Consider the following 22,979-nt stretch of genomic DNA (forward strand, 5'->3'; position numbering starts at 1 on the left):
GCCTTTCTCCGTGTGCCCCGACGTTTCCGTCGTTGCGAGCCGCCCATTATAGCTGGCTTTTCCGCTTCGTCAACACCTTTTTTCGAGGTGTTTTGCGTATCGACTAACAGTCGATACCTACCTGGTGGTAGATCACGACCGTTGGTCGTGATGCCCGGAAGACCCGAAGGTCTTTCCGTCGAAGCGAGCCGCCTATTATGTCAGGCTTTTCGTTTCCGTCAACACCCTCTTTCGAAGAAGTTGAAGTCCTGTTCCTTCGCGGTTGCCGCCTTGCGGTGGCCCCTGCGTCGGGGGAGGGAAAGTATGTCCCCAACCGCCTCGTTTGTGAAGGGGGTGCATGACTTTTTTTCACGGTTTTGTGCATTCATTCATGCTGGTTCCGCGCCCGAAGGCGCGAAACCCTTGTGGCGCTTAGGCGGCGACCAACAACACGCGTGCGAAGTTGCGCTTGCCGACCTGCAGCAAGCCCTCGAAGCCGGGCACGAACAGCTGCTGGGCATCGTCCACCACCTCGCCGTCCACCTTCACCGCACGCTCCTTGAGCTTGCGCGAGGCCTCCGAGTTGCTCGGGGTCAGGCCGGCTGCGGTGAGCAATGCACCAATCCGCAGGCCTTCCGCGGGAATGGCCACTTCCTGCAGGGGCAACAGGGTCACATCGCCCTGCCCTGTCACGGCAGCATTCCAGCCGGCAATGGCCAGCTCGGCCGCGTCGGCATCGTGGAAACGGGTGGTCAGCTCACGCGCGAGGCGCAGCTTCACCTCACGCGGGTTCAGGGTGCCGGCGGCGACCTGCTCGCGCAGGCTGACCGCTTCGGCCTGGCTGATCTCGAAGGAAAGCAGCTCGATCCAGCGCCACATCAGGTCGTCGCCGATCTTCATGGTCTTGGTCACCATGTCGATCGCCGGTTCGCTGATGCCGATGTAGTTGTTGAGCGACTTGGACATCTTGGCCACGCCGTCCAGGCCTTCCAGCAGCGGCATGGTCAGCACGATCTGCGGCTTCTGCCCGTAGTGCTCCTGCAGGCCACGGCCCATGAGCAGGTTGAACTTCTGGTCGGTACCGCCCAGTTCGACGTCCGCTTCCAGCGCCACCGAGTCGTAACCCTGCACCAGCGGGTACAGGAACTCGTGCAGGGCGATGGACTGCTGGGCCGCATAGCGCTTGGCGAAGTCGTCGCGCTCGAGCATGCGCGCCACGGTGTGCTGGCCGGCCAGGCGGATCATGTCGGCCGCGCCCATCTTGCCGAACCACTCCGAATTGAAGCGCACTTCGGTCTTTTCCCGGTCCAGCACCTTGAACACCTGCTCTTCATAGGTGCGCGCATTGGCCAGCACGTCGTCCTTGCTGAGCGGCTTGCGGGTGACGTTCTTGCCGGAGGGGTCGCCGATCATGCCGGTGAAGTCGCCGATCAGGAAGATGACCTGGTGGCCGAGGTCCTGGAACTGGCGCAGCTTGTTGAGCAGCACGGTGTGGCCCAGGTGCAGGTCCGGGGCGGTGGGGTCGAAACCAGCCTTGACCCGCAGCGGGCGGCCGCTTTCCAGCCGCTGGCGCAGCTCCTCGATCTTGAGGATTTCATCGGCGCCACGGCCGATCTGGGCAAGGGCTTGTTCAATCGAGGACACGTGCAACTCCCGGCGATGCCTTATTTACATGAATGACGTTAAGTACAAGTTAACCGCAAGCGCTTCACAAAAGCCAATAGGCACAAGGGTTTGACGCGATATTTATACCTGTCTATGTTACCGACGTTTGGGCCCGCGCTCCCGGGCCAGCCAGGAACACACCGACGATGCTGAATACCGATCAAGGCCGCGCGCGCAAGCAGCGCTTCAAGGAACGCCTTCACGTTCTCCACGACACCGCCCTGCATCGGAAGCTTCGACAGCATCTTCCCGCTGCTTTCAATGAGCGCTGGACCCGCCGCCACTGGATGCACGCCAGCCTGTTCGCCACCATCGGCGCCCTGGTGGCCACCATTGTCCCCGGCTTCTCGCACACCATCGAGTCGCCCTACTCGGTCAGCCATTCCACGCTGGCCCTGCCCTTGCCGCCGCTCTCCCAGGAGCGCCTGCAGCAGGTGCCGGGCGACAGCTGGCAGGTACTGCGCGTGCAGCGCGGCCAGACCCTGAGCAACCTGTTCGACGAGGCCGGCATTTCGCCCACGGTGATGCACCAGGTGCTGGAGCACCCCGGTGCGCGCGACGCGCTGACCAAGCTGCGCCCCGGCGCGGAAATTGCCTTCGACCTGCCGCTGACCGGGGAGCTGCGCACGATCCGCTTCGACCGCGATGCCGACAACCGGGTGGAGCTGTCGCTGAAGGGCGCACAGATCACCGAGAAGGTCAGCAAGCGTGAGAGCTCCACCCGCCGGGTGGTGACCAGCGGCGAGATCACCAGTTCGCTGTACGCGGCGGCGCGCAAGGCCGGGCTGTCGCCGTCGGCCATCGCGACGATGACCGACGAGATCTTCAAGTACGACATCGACTTCTCCAAGGACCTGCAGCCGGGCGACCGCTTCAGCGTGGTGATGGATGAGACCTGGCGCGAAGGCGAGAAGGTGGACACCAGCAAGATCCTGGCGGCGACCTTCACCTCCGGCGGCAAGACCTACAGCGGCTTCCGCTTCGACCGCAACGGCAAGTCCGAGTACTTCGACGTGAGCGGGCGCCCGCTGAAGAAGAGCTTCATCCGCATGCCGATTCCCTTCGCCCGCCTGAGCTCGACGTTCGGGGCGCGCAAGCACCCGGTGCTGGGCAAGATGCGCATGCACAAGGGCGTGGACTACGCCGCGCGCACCGGCACCCCGATCATGGCCGCCGGCGATGCCCGCGTGCAGTTCGCCGGCGTGCAGCGCGGCTACGGCAACGTGGTGATCCTCGACCACGGCCGTGGCCACACCACCCTGTACGGGCACATGTCGCGCTTTGGCAAGATCAAGACCGGCCAGCGCGTGGCGCAGGGCACGGTGATCGGCTACGTGGGCTCGACCGGCCTGGCCACCGGCCCGCACCTGCACTACGAATTCCGCGTCAACGGCGTGCACCGCAACCCGCTGTCGGTGACGATGCCGCCGCCGGAGCCGCTGCAGGGCAGCGAGCTGGTCGCCTTCCGCGCGCAGACCGCGCCGGCGCTGGCCCGCATCCAGGGCATGGAGAAGCTGATCTACGCCGACGCCAGCCCGGCGCCGAAGGCCGACCAGGCCGCTACCACCACGGCCAGCGCGGCCAAGCCGGCCAAGGGCAACCGCGGCTGATCGCATGCATTGACGGCGGCAACAGGTTGCGCGGAAGCTGCACGCACCCTGTTGAACCGCCTGGCCATGACTTCAGCTGATCCGCATACCCCGCTCTACCTGGGCCTGATGTCCGGCACCAGCGCCGATGGCATCGATGCCGCGCTGGTGCAGTTTCCCGCCGAGGGCGGATGCCGCTACGTCGATGGGCTCACCCACCCCTGGGACCCCGCCATCCGCGCCGAGCTGGTGGCGCTGGGCGAAGGCGGCGAGGTGGGCTCACTGGATACGCTGGGCCGGATCGATGCGCAGATCGGCATCACCTTCGCGGCCGCCGCCAACCGCCTGCTGGAACAGGCCGGGGTGAGCCCGGCGCAGGTGCTCGCGATCGGTTCGCACGGGCAGACGGTGCGGCACCGGCCGCTGGCCGATCCGGCGTTCACCTGCCAACTGGGCGATGCCAACCGGATTGCCGAGCTGACCGGCATCACCACGGTGGCCGACTTCCGTCGCCGCGACGTGGCCGCCGGTGGGCACGGGGCGCCGCTGATGCCGGCCTTCCACCTGGCGATGCTGGGCACGGCCGATGAGGACCGGGCGGTGTTGAACCTGGGCGGGATCGCCAACCTGACCCTGATTCCGCGCGTGGGCACCCCGCGTGGCTTCGATACCGGGCCGGCCAATGCGCTGATGGATGCGTGGTGCGAGCGGCATACCGGCACGCCGTTCGATGCCGATGGCGCGTTTGCGGCCAGCGGGCAGGTGGATGAGGCGCTGCTGGAGCACTGGCGGGCCGAACCGTGGTTCGCGCTTCCACCGCCGAAGAGCACCGGGCGCGAGCAGTTTCATCTGGCCTGGGCCGAGGCGGCGATGGCCGGCCGCACCCTGGCGCCGGCGGACGTGCAGGCGACGCTGCTGGAACTGACGGCGGCCACGGTAGCCGACGCGCTGCTGGCCCACCTGCCGGAAGCAACGCGGGTGCTGGTGTGCGGCGGCGGTGTTCGCAACCCGCAGCTGCTGCGCAGACTCAGCGCGCGGTTGCCCGGGGTGGTGGTCGAGTCCAGTGCAGTGCACGGGCTGGACCCGGACTACCTGGAAGCGATGGGGTTTGCGTGGTTGGCGCACCGGACGCTGCAGGGGTTGCCGGGCAACCTGCCCAGCGTGACCGGGGCGCGCGGGCCGCGGATATTGGGCGCCATTCACCCAGCGTGATGGGTGCTGCCTAGAACGCCTTTACGTCCGGGAGGGCCTGGAGGGCGGCGATGGCTTCGGCCAGGGCGTTTACTTCGGGGTCGTGGAAGCCGCTGCGGACTTCCAGTTCGCTGGCGAACAGGCCCTGCTCGAGCAGGACCACGCAGGTGTGTTCGCGGGTCCAGCCGCGTGCGACAGCGACCCGCCGGATGCGCTCGTTCAGCAGCGGATCGAGATCGCGCAGCACCAGATCAGCCATGTGTATTCCCCCGTTGGCAACGCACCGCCCCCACGGCACAACGGGTTCGATGATGGCCCAGCCGGGGGGTACGGGCAAGCACCCCTCAGCTGGCCGCGCGCAGGTGCCGGCGCTGCTGCACGATCAGCAGGGCGCACAGGATCACCACCGGGATGGCGATCAGCGCGGTGCCGATGAAGAAGAGCGCGTAGCCTTCCAGCAGGGTGCGGCCCTGGGCCAACGACTGCACCGCCCAGCCTGAGAGACCCTTCAGCGCCTTGCCGGGCATGGCATAGAACGAGCTGAGCAGGGCGTACTGGGTGGCGGTGTAGCCGATGCTGGTGAGGCTGGACATGTAGGCGATCAGCGCGGTGCCGGCGAACCCGCCCGAGAGGTTGTCGATGGCCATGGCGATGGCGAAGCTGGTCGGGTCCGGCCCGACGTAGGCCAGCCAGGCAAACGCCAGGTTCGAGGCCGGGCCCAGCACGGCGCCCACCAGAAGGGTGGCCAGCACGCCCCAGCGCACCGAGACCAGCCCAGCGGCGGCAATCCCGACAAAGGTGGCGATCAGGCCGACCGAGCTGCGCACCGCGCCCACCGTCTCTTCGGTCAGGCCGAGGTCGACGTAGAACGGGTTGGCCATCGGGCCCATGATGAAATCGGCCATGCGGTACACGCTGATGGCCAGCAGGATCAGGATGGCGCCGCTGCGGTGTTCGCGGACGAAGGCAATGAACGGCCCGACCAGTGCATCGAACAAGCCGCGCGGGGTCCACAGCGGGGCCGCCTGGGTCTGCACCGCGATCTGCGCGCGCACCGGTTCGCGCGCCATCACCACCGCCACCACGCCCAAGGCCATCAGGCCGGCCATGATTTCGTAGGACATCTGCCAGCCCACGCGGGCGGCGATCAGCAGGATCAGCGCATCGGTTACCAGCAGCGCGGTGCGGTAGCCGAGCGCGGCGGTGGAGGTGAGCAGGCCCAGCTGTTCGCTGTTGTCGGCGCTTTCAATGCGCCAGGCATCGATGACGATGTCCTGGGTGGCCGAGGCGAACGCGACCACGGTGGCCATGATCCCGAACACCAGCATGTGTTCCCAGGCGATGCCCAGAATCAGGATCTGGCCACCCTTGGGATGGACCACGGCCATGCCGATCAGGGCGGCGGCCACCACCGCCTGGGACAGCAGCATCCAGCCGCGGCGGCGGCCGAAGCGACCCAGCAGCGGGGCGTCGACCTTGTCCACGATCGGCGCCCACAGGAACTTCATCGAATAGGCCAGGCCCACCCACGACAGGAAGCCGATGGTGTCCAGCTCGATGCCTTCCTTGCGCATCCAGAAGCCGAGCGTGTTGCCCACCAGGTAAATCGGCAGGCCGGAGCTGAAACCCAGCAGCAGCATGGCCAGCACCTTGCGCTCGCGCAGGTTGGCCAGCACCCGCTGCCACGGGCGACGGGGCTTGGCGGCCGCTTCACTCATGGGGCGTAGTCCACCGTGAACGGGGCATGGTCGGAGAAGCGTTCATCGCGGTAGATCGAGCAGCCACGCAGGCGATCGCGCAGGCCGGGGCTGACGAACTGGTAATCGATGCGCCAGCCGACGTTGTTGGCGCGGGCCGCGCCGCGGTTGCTCCACCAGGTGTAATCCTCGCCGGTGGGGTGCAGCAGGCGGTAGGCGTCGGTCCAGCCCTGGCCGCCAGCCACGTCCAGCGCCTGGCCGGCATCCACGCACTGGCCATTGAGCCAGTCGCGCTCGGGCGGCAGGCAGCCGGAGTTCTTCTGGTTGGATTTCCAGTTCTTGATGTCCAGCGCGGAGCGGACGATGTTCCAGTCTCCGCACAGCACGTAGTCGCGGCCGCTGGCCAGCCACTGGGCCAGGATCGGGCGCAGCCACTCCATCACTTCGTACTTGAAGCCCTGGCGCAGGTCGCCGGAGCTGCCGGAGGGGATATAGAAGGACACCACGCTGAGGTTGCCGTAGCGGGCTTCGATGTAACGGCCTTCGTCGTCGAACGGCGCCCAGCCCAGCGAGGTGATGACCTGGTCGGGCTCACGCTTGCTGTAGATGGCCACGCCGCTGTAGCCCTTCTTGGTGATCGCGTCACGGTAGAAGCAGTGGTGGCCGTCCGGGCGGAACATGGGATCGGTCAGCTGGTCTTCCTGGGCCTTGGTCTCCTGGATGCAGAGCACGTCGGCATCCTGGGCACGGAACCACTCGAGGAAACCCTTGGTGGCGGCGGAACGGATGCCATTGGCGTTGAAACTGATGATGCGCATGCTGACCCGGGTCTGGTACGTAACGGGCAAAGCATACCGGGTTGCCCGGCCCATCGGCTGGCCGGATCCGGCCATTGCAGGGGCCTGCGGCGGCCGGTCGCGAGCCTGAATTGCCGGTCATGCTTTACGATCTGCGCTCCAAGAGAATTGAATAGAGCGTTAGATGAGCGACCACCGTCACCGTTTCCTGCAGCTGGCCCTGACCGCCGATGCGCTGCGTTTTGGCCAGTTCACCCTCAAGTCGGGCCGCCTGAGCCCCTATTTCTTCAATGCCGGCCGCTTCGACTCGGGCGCCAGCATGGTCCAGCTGGCCGCCTGCTACGCCGATGCGGTGGAAGCCACCGGGCTGAAGTTCGACGTGGTCTTCGGCCCGGCCTACAAAGGCATTCCGCTGGCCACCGCGACCGCCTGTGAATTCGCCCAGCGCGGCCGCGACCTGCCCCTGAGCTTCAACCGCAAGGAAGCCAAGACCCACGGCGAAGGCGGCAACCTGATCGGCGCGGACATGAACGGCAAGCGCGTGCTGATCGTGGACGATGTGATCACCGCCGGCACCGCCATCCGCGAGGCCTTGGGCATCATCAAGCAGGCTGGCGGCACCCCGGCCGGCATCGTGGTGGCGCTGGACCGCCAGGAGATCGCGTCGGAAGACGACCGCCGTTCGGCTGCCCAGGCCGTGGCCGAAGAGGCCGGCATTCCGGTGGTGGCCGTGGCCACGCTGGCCGACCTGCTTGATTTTGCCTCCGGAAATCCGGAACTTGTCGGATACCGGCAGCCGCTGGAGGACTATCGGTCCCGTTACGGCAGCCGTCCTACGCGTTGAGAGCAGGGGGCTCCCATGTCCAGGATTGCCACGTTCACCATCATTGGCCTGTTGCTGGCCGTGCCTGTGCTCACGGCGCAGGCCCAGAGCAAACACAGCAACACGCCGGCCAAACCGAAGAAGCTGTTCTGCTGGAACGAGGGCAAGGAGCGGATCTGCAGCGATGCCCTGCCCCAGGACGCGGTGAACAGCGCCCGTGAGGAGTTCAGCGTCAACAGCGGCCTGCGCAAGGGCGGGGTGGACCGCACCCTGACCGAGCAGGAGCGCGCCGATGCCGCCGTGGCCGCCGCGCAGCGCCAGCTCGACCAGGCCGCTGAAGATACCCGCCAGCGCACCGAGCAGGCCATGCTGTCCACCTACCAGGACGAGGCCGACCTGCGCCGGGTGTTCGTGGAGCGCACCGGGATCCTGGACAACAACGTGCAGACGGCCAACTACAACGTGGCCAGCCTGCGCAGCGCGCTGGTGACCCTGCTCGGCAGCGCGGGCGACCGCGAACTGGCCGGCCAGCCGGTGGCGCCCAAGCAGGCCGAGGACATCCGCCTGCGCCACGCCGAACTGGTGGCGCAGAAGCGCATGCAGGACTCCTACGTGGAGCAGCGCAAGGCGCTGGATGTGGAGATCGAGGAAACCCTGCAGCGGTACCGGTTGTTGAAGGGCGTTTCTACCGACCCACGCGGGTAAGGTGAAAGCAGCGAAAGGGCGGATGCACGGGCATCCGCCTTTTTTTTATGCACTTTTTACGGGTTGGGCGTGGGGCGGGCGTGGAGCGTTTACGCCGTTGGGGAACACGATGGCGGCCTCCCTTCCCTACTACTGAGAACGCCCCGTGCCTGCCTGGCTTTCCTTCGTGAGCGGCGTGCTGGTGCTCGTTGCCGCCGCCTACCTGCTGTACGTCGTGCTTGCGCCCGAAAAGTTCTGACCGGAGCCGACCATGACCGAGATTCTGTTGATTGTGCTGGCCAGCATCGTGCTGGCCTTTCCGCTTGGGCTGTACCTGGCCCGGGTGATGCGCGGTGGGCCGATGCGCGGCGACGCGCTGTTCGGCTGGATTGAAAAGCCGCTGTACCGCGTGCTGGGGGTGAACCCGGCGCGCGGGATGTCCTGGCGTGGCTACGTGGGCGCGTTCCTGCTCAGCAACCTGGTCATTGCCGTGCTGGTGCAGGCGGTCTTCATGACCCAGGCCTGGCTGCCGTTCAACCCCGACCAGATTCCCAACATGCGCTGGGATACGGCGCTGCACACGATGGTGTCGTTCCTTACCAACACCAACCAGCAGCATTACTCCGGCCAGGCGCAGCTGTCCTACTTCTCGCAGATGACCGCGATCACCGGCCTGCAGGTGGTCACCCCGATGATGGGGCTGGCACTGGTGGTGGCCACGCTGCGTGCGCTGTTCGGCGCCGCACCGGCGGCCGATGCGAGTGCGGACACCCTGCCGGCAGACCGCCAGATCGACGTGGGCAACTACTACGCCGACGTGGTGCGTTCGTGCGTGCGCTTCATGCTGCCGCTGTGCCTGCTGTGGGCGGTGCTGCTGACCAGCCAGGGCGTGCCCTCGACGTTGGCCGGTGGCCCGACCGCCACGCCGATCGATGCAGCCGCGGGCATGGAAACCCAGAAACTGCCGCTGGGCCCGGTCGCGGCGATGGTGGCGGCCAAGCAGCTGGGCACCAATGGCGGTGGCTGGTACGGCCCCAACAGCAGCATGCCGCTGGAGAACCCGACCCCGCTGTCGAACGCGCTGGAGCTGATCGGCATCCTGCTGATCCCGATCGCGGTGGTGTTCATGCTGGGTGCGTTCACCGGTCGCAAGCGCCTGGCGGCGCTGGTGTTCGGCTGCATGCTGGCGATGTCGAGCGTGTCGATCGCCGCCACGGTGTGGCTGGAGGGCCATTCGGCCACGGCCGCGAGCCCGCTGCTGATGGAAGGCAAGGAAGTACGCCTGGGTGCGGACGGCACCGGGTTGTGGGCGGCGATCACCACCCAGGTTTCCAATGGCTCGGTCAACGGCATGCATGACTCGCTGAGCCCGCTGGCCGGCGCGGTGCCGATGGTCAACATGTTGATCAACGCGATCTGGGGCGGCATCGGCTGCGGCCTGCAGCAGTTCATCGTGTACCTGCTGCTGGGCGTGTTCCTGGCCGGGCTGATGACCGGGCGCACGCCCGAGCTGCTGGGCCGCAAGCTGGAAACCCCGCAGGTGAAGCTGCTGGCGCTGCTGGTGCTGCTGCAGCCGATCACCATCCTGGCGTTCACCGCGATCACCCTGGCCATTCCTTCGATCACCGGCACCTCCAACCCCGCGTTCCATGGGGTGAGCCAGGTGTTCTACGAGTACGTATCGGCGTTCGCCAACAACGGCTCGGGCTTTGAAGGGCTGGGCGATGCCACCCCGTGGTGGAACCTGAGCTGCACCCTGGTGCTGCTGCTGGGCCGCTACCCGGTGCTGGTGATTCCGCTGATCGTCTGCGCCCAGCTGGCCGCCAAGCGGCGTGCGCCGGAATCGGCCGGCACGCTGCAGATTGAAACCCCGACCTTCGCGCTGACCCTGATCGCGCTGATCGTCATCCTGACCGTATTGCAGTTCATGCCGGCGCTGGTGCTGGGCCCGGTTGCCGACCACCTGTCGCTGACGCTGCGCTGAGACGTGAAACCATGAGTACCTATCCCTTGAATGCAGCTCCTTCCCGCCGCCCGCGCCTGCTCGATGCAGCCGGCCTGCGCCGGGCTTTGCGCGATGCGGTGATCAAACTGTCGCCGCGCCACCTGGTGCACAGCCCGGTGATGGCGGTGGTGATGGTGGGCACGCTGGTGAGCCTGCTGGTCACGCTGACCGGCAACGCGCCGCTGGGCTTCGGCCTGGTGGTGACCGCGATCCTGCTGTTGACCGTGCTGTTCGGCAACTTCGCCGAAGCGGTGGCTGAGGCGCGCGGCCGCGGCCAGGCCGCCTCGCTGCGGCGTGCCCGCCAGGACCTGAGCGCGCGCCGGCTGGCCGCCGCCCATGCCGGGGCCAGCGAAACCCAGGTGCCGGCCGCCGAGTTGCGCCCGGGCGACCATGTGATCGTCAGTGCCGGCGAGCTGGTGCCGGCCGATGGCGAGATCGTGCAGGGCCTTGCGACCATCAACGAAGCGGCGGTGACCGGTGAATCGGCACCGGTGCTGCGCGAGGCGGGTACCGACCGCAGTGGCGTGATCGGTGGCACCAAGGTGCTGTCGGACCAGATCATCGTGAAGATCACCGCCGAGCCGGGCCACAGCTTCCTGGACCGGATGATCGCGCTGGTGGAAGGCGCCAACCGGCAGAAGACGCCGAACGAAGTGGCGCTGACCCTGCTGCTGGCCGCGATGACGCTGACCTTCCTGGTGGTGGTGGCAACCCTGCCCGCCATCGGCGCCTTCGTCGGGGTCAAGGTCGACCCGCTGCTGCTGATCGCGCTGCTGGTGTGCCTGATTCCGACCACCATCGGCGGGTTGCTGCCGGCCATCGGCATCGCCGGCATGAACCGTGCGCTGGCGGCCAACATCCTGGCCAAATCGGGCAAGGCAGTGGAAGTGGCCGGCGACGTGGACGTGCTGCTGCTGGACAAGACCGGCACCATCACCCACGGCGACCGCCAGGCGACCCACTTCCATGCGCTGGCCGGCATTGAAGCGACGCAGCTTCGAGAAGCGGCGCTGCTGTCGTCGCTGGCCGACCCGACCCCGGAAGGCAAGTCGGTGGTGCGGCTGGCACGCGAGCAGGGCTGCACCACCGCTGAGCCCGACCGCGCGGACTACCTCGCTTTCAGCGCGCAGACCCGCATGTCCGGCGTGGACCTGGACGGCGGCCGGCGCATCCGCAAGGGCGCGGCCGATGCGATCACTGCATATGTCCGCGAGCTGGGCGGCACCGTGCCGGCCGAGCTGGCCGGGCGCGTGGAACAGGTGGCACGGAACGGCGCCACCCCGCTGGTGGTCTGCGAAGGCCGCCACGTGCTGGGCGTGATCGAGCTGAGTGACGTGGTCAAGCACGGCATGCGCGAGAAGTTCGCGCAGCTGCGCGCGATGGGCATCCGCACGGTGATGATCACCGGCGACAACCCGCTTACCGCCGCGGCGATTGCGGCCGAAGCCGGCGTGGACGATTACATCGCCGAAGCGCGCCCGGAAGACAAGCTGGCCCGCATCCGCGCCGAACAGGCCGGTGGCCGGCTGGTGGCGATGGTGGGCGATGGCACCAACGACGCACCCGCACTGGCCCAGGCCGACATCGGCCTGGCGATGAACTCGGGCACGCAGGCGGCCAAGGAAGCCGGCAACATGGTGGACCTGGATTCGGACCCGACCAAGCTGCTGGCGGTGGTGGAAGTGGGCAAGCAGCAGTTGATCACGCGCGGTGCGCTGACCACGTTCTCGCTGGCCAACGACGTCTCCAAGTACTTCGCGATCCTGCCGGCGCTGTTCGCCGCCACCCTGCCGGCCATGGCCACGTTGAACGTGATGCACCTGTCCAGCCCGCGCAACGCGGTGCTGGCGGCGCTGATCTTCAACGCGCTGGTGATTCCGGCCCTGATTCCGCTCGCCCTGCGTGGCGTGCGCTTCCGCCCGGCCACGGCCACCGCGCTGCTGCGCCGGAACATGCTGGTGTACGGGCTGGGCGGCGTGCTGCTGCCGTTCGCGGCCATCAAGCTGATCGACCTCCTCCTCTTCTCGGTATTTGGCGCATGAACCGCTCCGCTGCTGCTTCGCTTTCCCGCCCGGCGCGTGCGCGCGCCGCCACTCCGGTGTCATTGCAGCACACCGGTGCGCTGCGCCCGGCCATCGGCCTGGGCGTGGCCAGCCTGCTGCTGCTCGGCCTGGCGTATGCCGTGGCCACCACCGGCATCAGTGCCGCGTTGTTCCCCGTGCAGGCCGAAGGCAGCCTGCTGCTGGACAACCACCAGGTGCGCGGCTCGCGCCTGGTGGCCCAGCCGTTCGTGGGCGACGGCTACTTCCAGGCGCGCCCGTCGGCGGCCAACTACGACCCGATGGCCGCCGCCGGCAGCAACCTGGCGCGCAGCAACCCTGCCCTGCAGGAACGCGTCGCCGAGGCGACCCGGACCGTGGCAGCGCGCGAAGGCATCGCCGTGGACGACGTGCCGAGCGACCTGGTCACCCAGTCGGGCGCGGGCATGGACCCGGAGCTGTCGCCGGCCGCCGCTGCGGTGCAGGTCAAGCGCGTGGCGGGCAACCGCGGCCTCAGCGTGGAACAGGTGCAGGCGCTGGTGAAGGCGCATACGCAGGGCCCGCAATGGGGCGTGTTCGGGCAGCCCCGGGTGAACGTGATGACCTTGAACATGGCGCTGGATGAAGGCCGACCGGTGCACAATCCCTACCCATGACCGACTCCCGCACCCGACAGGCCGACGCACTGGTGGAGAGCCTGCAGCGCGAGGCCGGCGGCAAGCTCACCGTGTTCCTGGGCGCCGCCCCCGGCGTGGGCAAGACCTACAGCATGCTCGGCCGCGCGCACGAGCAGCTGCGCCGCGGCGTGGACGTGGTGGTGGGGCTGGTGGAAACCCACGGCCGCGCCGAGACCTCGGCGCTGCTGGAGGGCCTGCCGCAGGTGCCGCTGCTGCAGCGCGAGTACCAGCAGCATGCGCTGCAGGAAATGGACCTGGATGCAGTGCTGGCGCGGCGCCCGGCGCTGGTGCTGGTGGACGAGCTGGCCCACCGCAACGTGCCGGGCAGCCGCCACGAGCGGCGCTGGCAGGATGTGATGGAGCTGCTGGACGCCGGCATCGACGTCTGGACCACGCTCAACATCCAGCACCTGGAAAGCCTCAACGATGTGGTGATGCGCATCACCGGGGTGCGGGTCAGCGAGACCGTGCCCGATGCGGTGCTGGACCGCCTGCACGATATCGTGCTGGTGGACCTGCCGCCGCGCGAACTGATCGAGCGCCTGCAGCAGGGCAAGGTGTACGTGCCCGAACAAGCCGCGCAGGCGCTGCAGGCGTTCTTCTCGCCCGCCAACCTGACCGCGCTGCGCGAGCTGGCGATGCAGGAGGCGGCCGACCGGGTTGACAACAGCCTGCGTGAAACCCGCGCCGCGCGCGGGGAAGGCAACCTGCCGCTGCGCCGGCGGGTGCTGGTGGCGATCGATGGCGGCGGCCAGAGCGAGTACCTGGTGCGCGTGGGCCGGCGCATTGCCGAGCGCCGCGATGCGCCCTGGACCGTAGTGACCGTGCAGCGCCGCCGCGAAGACGACAGCACCCGCCGCGAGATCGATGCGGCCTTCGCACTGGCGCGGCGGCTGGGCGGCGAGGCCGAGCTGCTGCATGGGCCCAGCATTGCCGATGCGCTGCTCGACCACGCCGCGCACAACAGCGTGTCCACCCTGGTGCTGGGCCGCACCCGCGAACGGCCGTTCGCACGCATGCTCAACCGCACGCTGACCCAGCAGTTGATCCAGCGCGGCGCGCACTTTGAAATCACCATCATCGGCACCCCGCAGGCGCGCGCGCGTGCGCGCCGCCATGGGTTGTCGATGCCCACGCTGAGCACCGGCCGCGACACCGTGCTGGCGCTGGTGGCCACTGCGCTGGCCTGCCTGGTGGCGCTGGTGGCCGAACGCTGGGTGGGGCTGTACGACCTGTCGATGGTGTTCATCGTGGCCGTGGTGGTGGTGGCCGCGCGCAGCCGTACCAGTGCGGCGGTGATGGCCGCGGCACTGTGTTTCCTGGCCTACAACTTCTTCTTCATCGCCCCGCGCTTCACCTTCGCGATCAGCGCGCGCCAGGGCGTGATCACGGTGTTCCTGTTCCTGGTGGCGGCGCTGGTGGCCGGGCGGTTGGCCTCGCGCCTGCGCATGCAGGTGGTGGCGCTGCGGGCGGCCAACCGGCATGCGAACGCGCGCCAGGTGCTGGGGGGCCAGCTGACCCGTGCCCCCAACAACGAAGCGGTGGCGCAGGCCGGGCGCGAGGCGCTGGAGCAGTCACTGGATGCGCCCGCCTGGTTGCGCATTGGTGCCGACACCAGCACCAGCGGCAGTGCTGCGCCCGGCAAAACCGATCTGGCCGCGGCCGACTGGGCGCACCGCCACGGCCAGCCCAGCGGCCGCTTCACCGACACGCTGGCCGGCGCGGAGTGGTGGTTCCTGCCCCTGCTGGATGGCGACGAGCGCGCCATCGGCGTGGCCGGCATGCGCTTCCCGCGCAGTGCGCCGCGCTTGACCCCGGAACAGCGCCAGCTGGCCGAAGCGATGGTGGATGACATCGCGCAGGCCGCGCTGCGCACGCGGCTGGTGGCCGATCTGGAAAGGGCCCACGTGAGCAACGAAACCGAGCGGCTGCGGTCGGCACTGCTTTCATCGGTCTCGCACGACCTGCGCTCGCCGCTGGCGGCGATGATCGGCTCGGCCGACAGCCTGTCCAATTATGCCGAGGCGATGGATGCCAGCGACCGCCGCGCACTGCTGGATACCATCCTGGTGGAAGGCGAGCGGCTGGACCGCTACATCCAGAACCTGCTGGACATGACCCGGCTGGGCCACGAAGGACTGAAGATCAACCGCGACTGGATCGGCGTGGACGAGCTGGTGGGCTCGGCCGCGCGCCGCCTGCAGCGCTACCAGCCCGACGTACGCCTGCAGCTGGATATTCCCAGCACGCTGGGGCCGATCTGGGTGCATCCGGCGCTGGTGGAACAGGCGGTGTTCAACGTGATGGAGAATGCAGCGAAATTCTCCCCGCCCGGCGCGGCGGTGGAAGTACAGGCGCGGCTGGTGGACGGCGAGCTGCGCATCGATGTGCTCGACGCCGGCCCCGGCATTCCCGATGACGAACGCGCGCGCATCTTCGACATGTTCTACAGCGTGGAGCGCGGCGACCGCGGCCGGCATGGCACCGGGCTGGGCCTGACCATCACCCAGGGCATGGTCGGCGCGCACGGCGGCAGCGTGCAGGCGCTGCCGGGCCGCGACGGACGCGGTACCCTGATCCGCATCACGCTCCCCCTGCTGCAACCCCACCCTGCCGATGACCCCGACGATTCCTGACCCTTCCCATGGCGTGCCACCGGCGCGCGTGCTGGTGATCGACGATGAAGCGCAGATCCGCCGCTTCCTCGACATCAGCCTGCGCGCGCAGGGTTACCGGGTGCTGCAGGCCGCGACCGGGCAGGCGGGACTGGAACTGCTGGTGGGCGAAGGCGCCGAGCTGGTCATACTGGACATCGGCCTGCCGGACATGGAAGGCCACCAGGTGCTGGCCGAGCTGCGCCAGTGGAGCCAGGTGCCGGTGATCATGCTCACCGTGCGCGCCAGCGAAACCGAGAAGGTGCTGGCACTGGACAACGGCGCCAACGACTACGTGACCAAGCCGTTCGGCACCCAGGAGCTGATGGCGCGGGTGCGTGCGCTGCTGCGCACGCGCACGGTATCGGCCGATGGGGTGTTGCCGCATTTCGATGATGGCCACCTGCATATCGACCTGGTGCGCCGCGAAGTGCACCTGGACGGCGCGCCGGTGGCGCTGACCCGCAAGGAGTACGCGTTGCTGTCGCTGCTGCTGCGCAACGCCGGCCGGGTAGTGACCCAGCCGCAGATCCTGGCCGAGATCTGGGGGCCGACCCACCAGCACGACACGCACTACCTGCGCATCCTGGTGGGCAAGCTGCGCCACAAGCTGGGTGATTCAGCGCTGGACTCGCGTTACCTGTTCACCGAACCGGGCGTGGGTTTGCGGTTCAAAGGGTAGCCGGGGTGCGCGTTGTATCGACCAACGGTCGATACCTACCGGCGATGTCGGCGTTGGCTGCCGACCTGCAGGGGATATCGGCGTTGGCTGCCGACCTGCAGGGTAGGTACCGACCGTTGGTCGGTACGCTTTTCTAGAAGCCCAGTTCCACGCCCGGCAGCAGCGGCTGCAGCTGCTCGCGGAACAGGGTCTTGATGCGCTCCAGCGCAGCCTCGTCGTTGCCTTCGAAACGCAGCACCAGCACCGGGGTGGTATTGGAGGCGCGCAGCAGGCCCCAGCCATCCGGGAAGTCCGCCCGCAGGCCATCGATGGTAGACAGGCGCGCGCCGGCGAACGGCGAATCCTCCACCTGCGCGGCCGACACGAACATCGACACCAGCGCGTGCGGGGTACCCGATTCCACCGGCACCTTCAGCTCCGGCGTGGATACGCTGTCGGGCAGCTCATCAAGCACTTCCGACGGGGTTTCTTCGCGCTGGGCCAGGATTTCCAGTAGGCGCGAGGCGGCATACAACCCATCGTCGAAGCCGAACCAGCGCTCCTTGAAGAAGAAGTGACCGCTCATCTCACCGGCCAGCTCGGCATCGGTTTCGCGCATCTTGGCCTTGATCAGCGAATGCCCGGTCTTCCACATCATCGGGCTGCCGCCGTTGCGCAGCACGTAATCGGACAGCTTGCCGCTGCACTTCACGTCGTAGATCACCAGCGCGCCGGGATTGCGCTGCAGCACATCGGCCGCGAACAGCATCAGCAGGCGGTCGGCGTAGATGATCCTGCCTTCGCGGGTAACCACGCCCAAACGGTCGCCGTCGCCATCGAAGGCCAGGCCGATATCCGCATCGAAGCGCTTCACGGTCTGGATGAGGTCTTCCAGGTTGTCCGGGTCGCTCGGGTCGGGGTGGTGGTTGGGGAAGGTGCCATCCACATCGCAGTACAGCGGAATGACTTCGGCGCCAATGGCTTCCAGCAGCGGCTGGGCCAGTTCGCCGGCCACGCCGTTGCCGGCATCGGCCACCACCTTGATCGGGCGGTCCAGCTGCACGTCATCGGCAATGCGCTGGATGTAATCGGCGTTGACGTCGCGCTGCTGCAGGCTGCCCGGTTCGGCGGCCACGTGCAGCTGGCCATCGCGGATGCGCTGGTACAGCTCGGTGATGGCATCGCCGGAGAGGGTCTCGCCGCCGACCACGATCTTGAAGCCGTTGTAGTCAGGCGGGTTGTGGCTGCCGGTGACGGCAACGCAGCTGCCGGCGCGCAGGTGGTAGCTGGCGAAGTACACCACCGGGGTGGGCGCCAGGCCGATGTCGGTGACATCGCAGCCGGCGCGGCGCAGGCCTTCGATCAGGCTGGCGCTCAGTTCCGGGCCGGACAGGCGGCCATCACGGCCCACCACGATGTCGCGCAGCCCCTGCACCTGCAGCACCGAGCCGATGGCCTGGCCGATCAGCACCGCCACCTGCGGGGTGAGCTCGCGACCGATCACGCCGCGGATGTCATAGGCGCGGAAGATGCCTTCCGGCACTTCATGGCCCGGGCCGGTGGGCAGCGGCGGCGGTGCCACGCCCGAACCGGCGGCCGGGGCCGGCTCCAGCAGCGGCTCCTGTACCAGGCTTTCGCGCAGGGTCGGGCCGTGGTCGGCCTCGCTGGCGGCGGCACGGCGGCGCGGCAGGGGCACGCGGCCCTTGCCGAACTGCAGCATGCCGGCGATGGCCAGCAGCAGCAGCGCGACGATGATGGACGGAATCGCGCCCAGGCCCAGCGGACCCGGTTCGATGTCAGGCACGGCGGCCGCCAGGCGCAGGCCGGTCTTGCCGATCGGACGGGCCAGGCCTTCCGCCGCCTGGGACAGGCTGCTGTCGCCCTGCTCAATGATGTTGTGGGTGCCCTGGCGCAGCGCCAGGTAGCCAGCGGATGGCACGCGCACCTGGTCGAAGGTGCCGGTCAGGCGCAGCAACGGCTGGCGTACATAGATCACGGCCGGGCCCGTGGTGCCCAGCTGCACCGGCACGGCAAGGCCCAGGCGCTGGCCACCGGCGTCGCGCACCACGCGCGCCACCACGGTATCGCCGGCGATGGCGGACTCCAGCAGGCCCAGGCGGGCGTACCCGAAGGCCTTCGGATCGGCATAGGCCTGGTCCAGGTCGGCGGTGAGCACCTGCACGTCTTCGGTGCCCGGCCAGCCTTCACGCACGGCCAGTGCGGTCGCATCGGCATCGCCGGCGGCCAGCGCGGTACTGACCCGTTCGCTTTTCACCAGGGTGCCCAGCTGGCTGCTCTGCCCTTTGAGTGCGGCGTCCACGCCCTGCACGATCTGGTCGCGGGACTGTTCCAGCGCCTGCCCTACCGAGGCCTGCCGCCATTGCCGCACCCCGCTCCAGGCAAACCACAGCGCCAGCAGGGTCAGCAACCCCACCAGCAACAGCCCGTTACGCTTGCTTGTCAATCGCGGCTGTCCTTCCGCCGTTGCCTTGCTCATTGATGTTCCCCCTGTCAGCGCACCCCGGTATGGCCGAATCCACCCGTTCCCCTGGCGCTGTCGGTGAAAGTATCCACTACCTGCAGGCCGACGCGTGCAATCGGCAGCACAACCAACTGTGCAATACGGTCACCGGGTTGCAGCGTGAAGGCCTCGCGGCCGCGGTTCCAGGCGCTGATCAGCAGCGGGCCCTGGTAATCGGCGTCGATCAGGCCGGTGCCGTTGCCCAGCACGATGCCGTGGCGATGGCCCAGCCCGGAGCGCGGCAGCACTACCGCGCACAGGTTCGGATCTTCGATGTGGATGGCGATGCCGCTGGGAATCAGCGCCGTATCCCCCGGCTGCAGGGTGAGCTCGGTTTCCAGCGCGGCGCGCAGGTCCATGCCGGCGCTGGCTTCGGTGGCGTAGGCCGGCAGCGGCCAGGTATCACCGAAGCGGGGATCGAGCAGCTTCACCTGCAACGCGTGCAGGGACGGGGCTTGGGTCATGCGTGCAACCTCTGGGCAATCAGGGACAACAGTTGTTCGGCCAGCAGCGCCTTGGTGGTACCGGGGAACACCTGCTCCCCGCCCTGCCAATAGGCGGTGGCTGCATTTTCGTCGCTTTCGAAGCCGCCGTTTGTGATGCCCACCTGATTGGCGATCACCAGATCCAGCCGCTTGTCGACCAGCTTGCCGCGCGCGTACTTCTCCACATCGTGGGTTTCGGCGGCAAAGCCGACCACCAGCTTGAGCGCGTTGGTCTGCTGGGCCACCTCGGCCAGGATGTCCTGGGTGCGCACCAGCTCCAGCGTGAGGGTCTGGGTGCCGGCGGTCTTCTTCAGCTTCTGCGGGGCCACCTGGCGGGGGGTGTAATCGGAGACGGCGGCGGCGCCTATATAGATGTCGGCCGGCAGCGCATCCAGCACGGCGCTGCGCATCTGCGCGGCCGAGCGCACGTCCACCCGCTGCACCCCGGCCGGGGTGGCCAGGTGCACCGGCCCACTGACCAGCACCACCTGCGCGCCCTGGCGCACGGCGGCGGCGGCCAGCGCGTAGCCCATCTTGCCGCTGCTGCGGTTGCCCACGTAGCGCACCGGGTCCAGGTCTTCATAGGTGGGGCCGGCACTGATCACTACGCGCAGGCCTTTCAGTTCCTGGGGGGATTCGGGCGCATCGGCTGGGCCCTGCAGGGCGGCCAGCGCGGCCACGATGGCGTGTGGTTCGGTCAGCCGGCCGGGACCGGATTCGCCTTCGGCCAGCGGGCCGTCTTCCGGGCCGACCACCTGCGCGCCGCGTTCGCGCAGCAGGCTGATGTTGGCCTGGGTGGCCGGGTGCAGCCACATGCGGTGGTTCATCGCCGGGCACACGGTAAGCGGCGCGGTGGTGGCCAGGCACAGGGTGGTGACCAGGTCATCGGCATGGCCGTTGGCCAGCCGGGCCAGCAGATCGGCCGTGGCCGGGGCGACGATGACGCGGTCAGCCCAGCGGGCCAGCTCGATATGGCCCATGGCCTGTTCGGCCGCGCTGTCCCACAGGGTGGTGCGGGTGGGCTGGCCGGACAGGGCCTGGAAGCTCAGCGGGGTAACGAACTGCTGGGCCCCGGCAGTCATGGCGACCTGCACCTGGGCCCCGGCGTCGCGCAGGCGGCGCACCAGTTCCAGCGACTTGTAGGCCGCGATGCCGCCACCCACGCACAACAACAGCTTCTGGCCTGCCAGCGGGCGCGCCTGCGCCGGGGAAGCCTGGGGGGAGTCAGCCACCTGCGAATATCCTGTCGAACCGAGGCGATTAGCTTACCCGATGGGCTGTGCGGGGCTGATGCCCCAGGGGCATAAGGAGTGGGTTTTTGGTCATGAAGGCTTGGCGGGTGCCTCTCGTGGGGCGGCCTGCCCTTGCGGTATGCGAACATCCTGCGCTTGCGACCTACCGGCGGACGGGGAATTACTCCGGCAGGTCAGCTCTGAAGCGTGACAAGGGAAAATCACGATGCCTGTTGAAGAAATTGCAGGAAGCCTGCTCGGCGGCATTGGCAGGTTCATTGCCTGGATGTTCGTTGACCTGCTGTTCCATACCGTCATATTGGGCACCGGCTATATGGTCCTGAGCGTGCTGGCGCCGAATAAGGAGCGTTCGGAGAATGCCTGTGCTGCTGCCGGCCTGATCACCTGGGCTCTGATTGCGCTGACCGTGTTCGGAATCTATCGCGCCACACTGGCATAGCCGTCCAGGCAAGTTGACAACTTGTCCAGTGCATCGCGCGTTGCGGTTGTTAGCATTGAATGCAGTAGATCAAGGATCGTGAACTGCCTGTGGCCACCTCGTCTTCCCCTGTTGTATTGGACATCCCCCTCACCTGCGAGGACGCGTTTGCGGAGATCGAACGACGCGTTCGCGACGGCGTGCATCCCGACCGCATCCGGTTGGGCCATAACGAGCGCGCCCTGTATTGGGTGTGCAACAGCAGCCTGCTTCACCATGACGGTCCGGACGAGGCCACGATTGTCCGGCGCGTCGAGGCGCACCTGGCGCTGATCTCCCTGCTGCTGGCCAAGGGTGCGGATCCCAACAAGGCAGCCGGACGTGGCGCCACACCCCTCTCGACCACCTGCCGGGACTTCATCTTCAGCCCGGCCGCGTGGGCGGTGGAGAAACTGCGCCGGCTCCTCGCCGCCGGGGCGAACCCTCGCCTGACCAAGGATTCGCCGATCTGCACCGTGCTTGGCCTGCGCGACATGCGCGGCGAAGTGTGGAACCCGGCGTTTGATGCGGATGCAGATCCGGCGGAGATGGGCTACATCTTCGAGGCCATTGACGCGCTGCTGCAGGCCGGCGCCAGCATTGAAGCCATGGACCACCGGCAGATGTATACACCGGTGTTGATCGGCGCGTACCTGGGCAGTGTGCCGCTGCTACGGTTCCTCGCAGAGCGCGGTGCCAACGTGCACGTGGTCAATCCCGCCGGTTCCACTGCGCTGATGTATGCGGCGGGCGACGTGGACGGACTGAGGGCCAGCCGCGGTGGCATCTCCACCACATGGCACCGGATGGGCGACCCGGTGGCCGTTGCCCGCCTGTTGATCGAATGGGGCCTGGATCCCGCCGCTGCCAACGAGCGCGGCCGCACGCCGCTTACGCTGGCGTTGAACGCCGGCAATGTTGACGTGGCGGCGGTGGTGGCAGAAGCCCTCGCGGGACACGGCAAACTTCTGAAAGCGGATGTGCGCCGGTTCAAAGGTACGGAGTTGGAGGCGCAGGTGGCAGCACTGGCCACCAGCGGCCGCACGAGCAAGCCGCCCAGGACGCAGACGAAGCCGGCGGGTGCCGCGCAGGCCGCTTCATGGGACCGCGCACGCCAGGCGATGAACCACCCTGATGCATGGCAACGCCCTGCGTGGTTCTGCGCCTATAACAGAGCATTGTTCGAACACCTGGCCAGCGGCAGTCACCCGGCCATTCCGGTAAACCTGCTGTACGCCGATTACACCGACGCGCTACGCACGCTGCACCTGTCAAAGACCAAGGACTGGATCAGCCGCAGCGGGGTGGTGACGGTGAAGCCGGACATCGTGACCTGGGACAGTCTGCGTATCAGCTATTCGCAGCTTGATGGAGATGACCTGGTCTGCCGAGAGGAGATCGTCATGCCGATGTCGCCGGAGCAGCAGCCTGGCATCGAGGCCGTAGCGCAAGCGGTGGGGGGAATGACTTCCCGCTATTTCAAGATGCCAGCCTGATCCTTCCAGCGTGCGGGAAGGTTTGGTCGCAGCCGAAGCTCTGCTCAAACAGCAGGCTGCTTCGTGCCTTGTCGTTGACTACCCGCGAAACGATGCCGGTCCCGACAGCCTGCAACTTTGATCCATAGATTCTTCCGAAACTGGGACGAGCTCTTCAACTTGAGGTGTCACCCGACCATAGAATTCGCGCCATACGGATTCAGCAAAGAATTGATGCAAGGGGCTGCAGATGCAATCAGCGAAGACCAAATGGCTTGCATATACAGTGCTCGTCGGCCTGATACCGATCTGCTCCAGGCTACTCGT

Annotated in this window: 19 protein-coding genes; 12 read left to right on the top strand and 7 right to left on the bottom strand. The window is 67.6% G+C overall.

Annotation, left to right across the window (positions count from 1 at the left end; translation table 11 throughout):
* Window positions 1-411: 411 nt before the first annotated feature.
* Window positions 412-1,623 (bottom strand): tyrosine--tRNA ligase, encoded by a 1,212-nt coding sequence (gene tyrS, locus KVS69_RS15545; RefSeq protein ID WP_093532964.1) that lies wholly within the window; start codon window positions 1,621-1,623, stop codon window positions 412-414.
* Between the two features lie 167 nt (window positions 1,624-1,790).
* Here tyrS and KVS69_RS15550 point away from each other — a divergent pair, with 167 nt between their 5' ends.
* Together KVS69_RS15550 and KVS69_RS15555 are read left to right on the top strand one after the other, a co-directional pair.
* Complete coding sequence (locus KVS69_RS15550) at window positions 1,791-3,254, top strand: peptidoglycan DD-metalloendopeptidase family protein (RefSeq protein ID WP_217538829.1); 1,464 nt, start codon at window positions 1,791-1,793, stop codon at window positions 3,252-3,254.
* A gap of 66 nt (window positions 3,255-3,320) precedes the next feature.
* A complete protein-coding gene (locus tag KVS69_RS15555; RefSeq protein ID WP_217538830.1) occupies window positions 3,321-4,445 on the top strand; it encodes an anhydro-N-acetylmuramic acid kinase in 1,125 nt (374 codons plus the stop codon).
* Between the two features lie 10 nt (window positions 4,446-4,455).
* On the opposite strand, the gene KVS69_RS15560 is transcribed toward KVS69_RS15555, so the two are convergent.
* The 3 genes from KVS69_RS15560 to KVS69_RS15570 all read right to left on the bottom strand — a co-directional run bounded on the left by KVS69_RS15560 (window position 4,456) and on the right by KVS69_RS15570 (window position 6,939).
* The gene (locus tag KVS69_RS15560) at window positions 4,456-4,683 is read right to left on the bottom strand and encodes a hypothetical protein (RefSeq protein WP_093532961.1); all 228 of its coding nucleotides are present in this window, start codon (window positions 4,681-4,683) and stop codon (window positions 4,456-4,458) included.
* A gap of 85 nt (window positions 4,684-4,768) precedes the next feature.
* Window positions 4,769-6,142 (bottom strand): MFS transporter, encoded by a 1,374-nt coding sequence (locus KVS69_RS15565; protein WP_217538831.1) that lies wholly within the window; start codon window positions 6,140-6,142, stop codon window positions 4,769-4,771.
* On the bottom strand, window positions 6,139-6,939 hold the full coding sequence (locus KVS69_RS15570) for an exodeoxyribonuclease III (protein WP_068848720.1): 801 nt from the start codon (window positions 6,937-6,939) through the stop codon (window positions 6,139-6,141). The genes KVS69_RS15565 and KVS69_RS15570 overlap by 4 nt, the downstream gene beginning before the upstream one ends.
* Window positions 6,940-7,102: 163 nt before the next feature.
* Between KVS69_RS15570 and pyrE the strand changes: the two genes are divergently transcribed.
* The 8 genes from pyrE to KVS69_RS15610 all read left to right on the top strand — a co-directional run bounded on the left by pyrE (window position 7,103) and on the right by KVS69_RS15610 (window position 16,482).
* Window positions 7,103-7,762, top strand: coding sequence for an orotate phosphoribosyltransferase (pyrE, locus tag KVS69_RS15575; protein WP_068848718.1), 660 nt, complete (start codon window positions 7,103-7,105; stop codon window positions 7,760-7,762).
* Window positions 7,763-7,777: 15 nt separating this feature from the next.
* A complete protein-coding gene (locus KVS69_RS15580; RefSeq protein WP_217538832.1) occupies window positions 7,778-8,446 on the top strand; it encodes a hypothetical protein in 669 nt (222 codons plus the stop codon).
* A 145-nt stretch (window positions 8,447-8,591) separates the two neighbouring features.
* On the top strand, window positions 8,592-8,684 hold the full coding sequence (locus tag KVS69_RS21120) for a potassium-transporting ATPase subunit F (RefSeq protein WP_068848713.1): 93 nt from the start codon (window positions 8,592-8,594) through the stop codon (window positions 8,682-8,684).
* A 12-nt stretch (window positions 8,685-8,696) separates the two neighbouring features.
* Window positions 8,697-10,409, top strand: coding sequence for a potassium-transporting ATPase subunit KdpA (gene kdpA / locus KVS69_RS15590; RefSeq protein WP_217538833.1), 1,713 nt, complete (start codon window positions 8,697-8,699; stop codon window positions 10,407-10,409).
* 11 nt (window positions 10,410-10,420) lie between these two features.
* A complete protein-coding gene (gene kdpB / locus KVS69_RS15595) occupies window positions 10,421-12,472 on the top strand; it encodes a potassium-transporting ATPase subunit KdpB (protein ID WP_068848709.1) in 2,052 nt (683 codons plus the stop codon).
* Window positions 12,469-13,125: a potassium-transporting ATPase subunit KdpC gene (gene kdpC / locus KVS69_RS15600; RefSeq protein WP_217538835.1), complete on the top strand. Its 657-nt coding sequence runs from the start codon at window positions 12,469-12,471 to the stop codon at window positions 13,123-13,125. The genes kdpB and kdpC overlap by 4 nt, the downstream gene beginning before the upstream one ends.
* A complete protein-coding gene (locus KVS69_RS15605; RefSeq protein WP_217538837.1) occupies window positions 13,122-15,782 on the top strand; it encodes a sensor histidine kinase KdpD in 2,661 nt (886 codons plus the stop codon). The genes kdpC and KVS69_RS15605 overlap by 4 nt, the downstream gene beginning before the upstream one ends.
* A complete protein-coding gene (locus KVS69_RS15610) occupies window positions 15,763-16,482 on the top strand; it encodes a response regulator transcription factor (protein WP_217538839.1) in 720 nt (239 codons plus the stop codon). Before KVS69_RS15605 ends, KVS69_RS15610 begins: the two co-directional genes overlap by 20 nt.
* Before the next feature lie 133 nt (window positions 16,483-16,615).
* On the opposite strand, the gene KVS69_RS15615 is transcribed toward KVS69_RS15610, so the two are convergent.
* Genes KVS69_RS15615 through coaBC form a run of 3 tightly spaced genes read right to left on the bottom strand, consistent with a single transcriptional unit; the run spans window position 16,616 to window position 20,699 of the window.
* The gene (locus KVS69_RS15615; protein ID WP_217538840.1) at window positions 16,616-18,958 is read right to left on the bottom strand and encodes a phosphomannomutase/phosphoglucomutase; all 2,343 of its coding nucleotides are present in this window, start codon (window positions 18,956-18,958) and stop codon (window positions 16,616-16,618) included.
* Window positions 18,959-18,972: 14 nt separating this feature from the next.
* Window positions 18,973-19,446 (bottom strand): dUTP diphosphatase, encoded by a 474-nt coding sequence (dut, locus tag KVS69_RS15620; protein WP_093532951.1) that lies wholly within the window; start codon window positions 19,444-19,446, stop codon window positions 18,973-18,975.
* The gene (gene coaBC, locus KVS69_RS15625; protein WP_095362615.1) at window positions 19,443-20,699 is read right to left on the bottom strand and encodes a bifunctional phosphopantothenoylcysteine decarboxylase/phosphopantothenate--cysteine ligase CoaBC; all 1,257 of its coding nucleotides are present in this window, start codon (window positions 20,697-20,699) and stop codon (window positions 19,443-19,445) included. Before coaBC ends, dut begins: the two co-directional genes overlap by 4 nt.
* A 226-nt stretch (window positions 20,700-20,925) precedes the next feature.
* Between coaBC and KVS69_RS15630 the strand changes: the two genes are divergently transcribed.
* Window positions 20,926-21,159, top strand: coding sequence for a hypothetical protein (locus tag KVS69_RS15630; RefSeq protein ID WP_217538841.1), 234 nt, complete (start codon window positions 20,926-20,928; stop codon window positions 21,157-21,159).
* Window positions 21,160-21,248: 89 nt separating this feature from the next.
* Complete coding sequence (locus KVS69_RS15635; RefSeq protein ID WP_217538842.1) at window positions 21,249-22,673, top strand: hypothetical protein; 1,425 nt, start codon at window positions 21,249-21,251, stop codon at window positions 22,671-22,673.
* The last annotated feature ends 306 nt before the right edge of the window (window positions 22,674-22,979 follow it).

Source organism: Stenotrophomonas sp. GbtcB23, assembly GCF_019091045.1.
Lineage (GTDB): Bacteria > Pseudomonadota > Gammaproteobacteria > Xanthomonadales > Xanthomonadaceae > Stenotrophomonas > Stenotrophomonas rhizophila_A.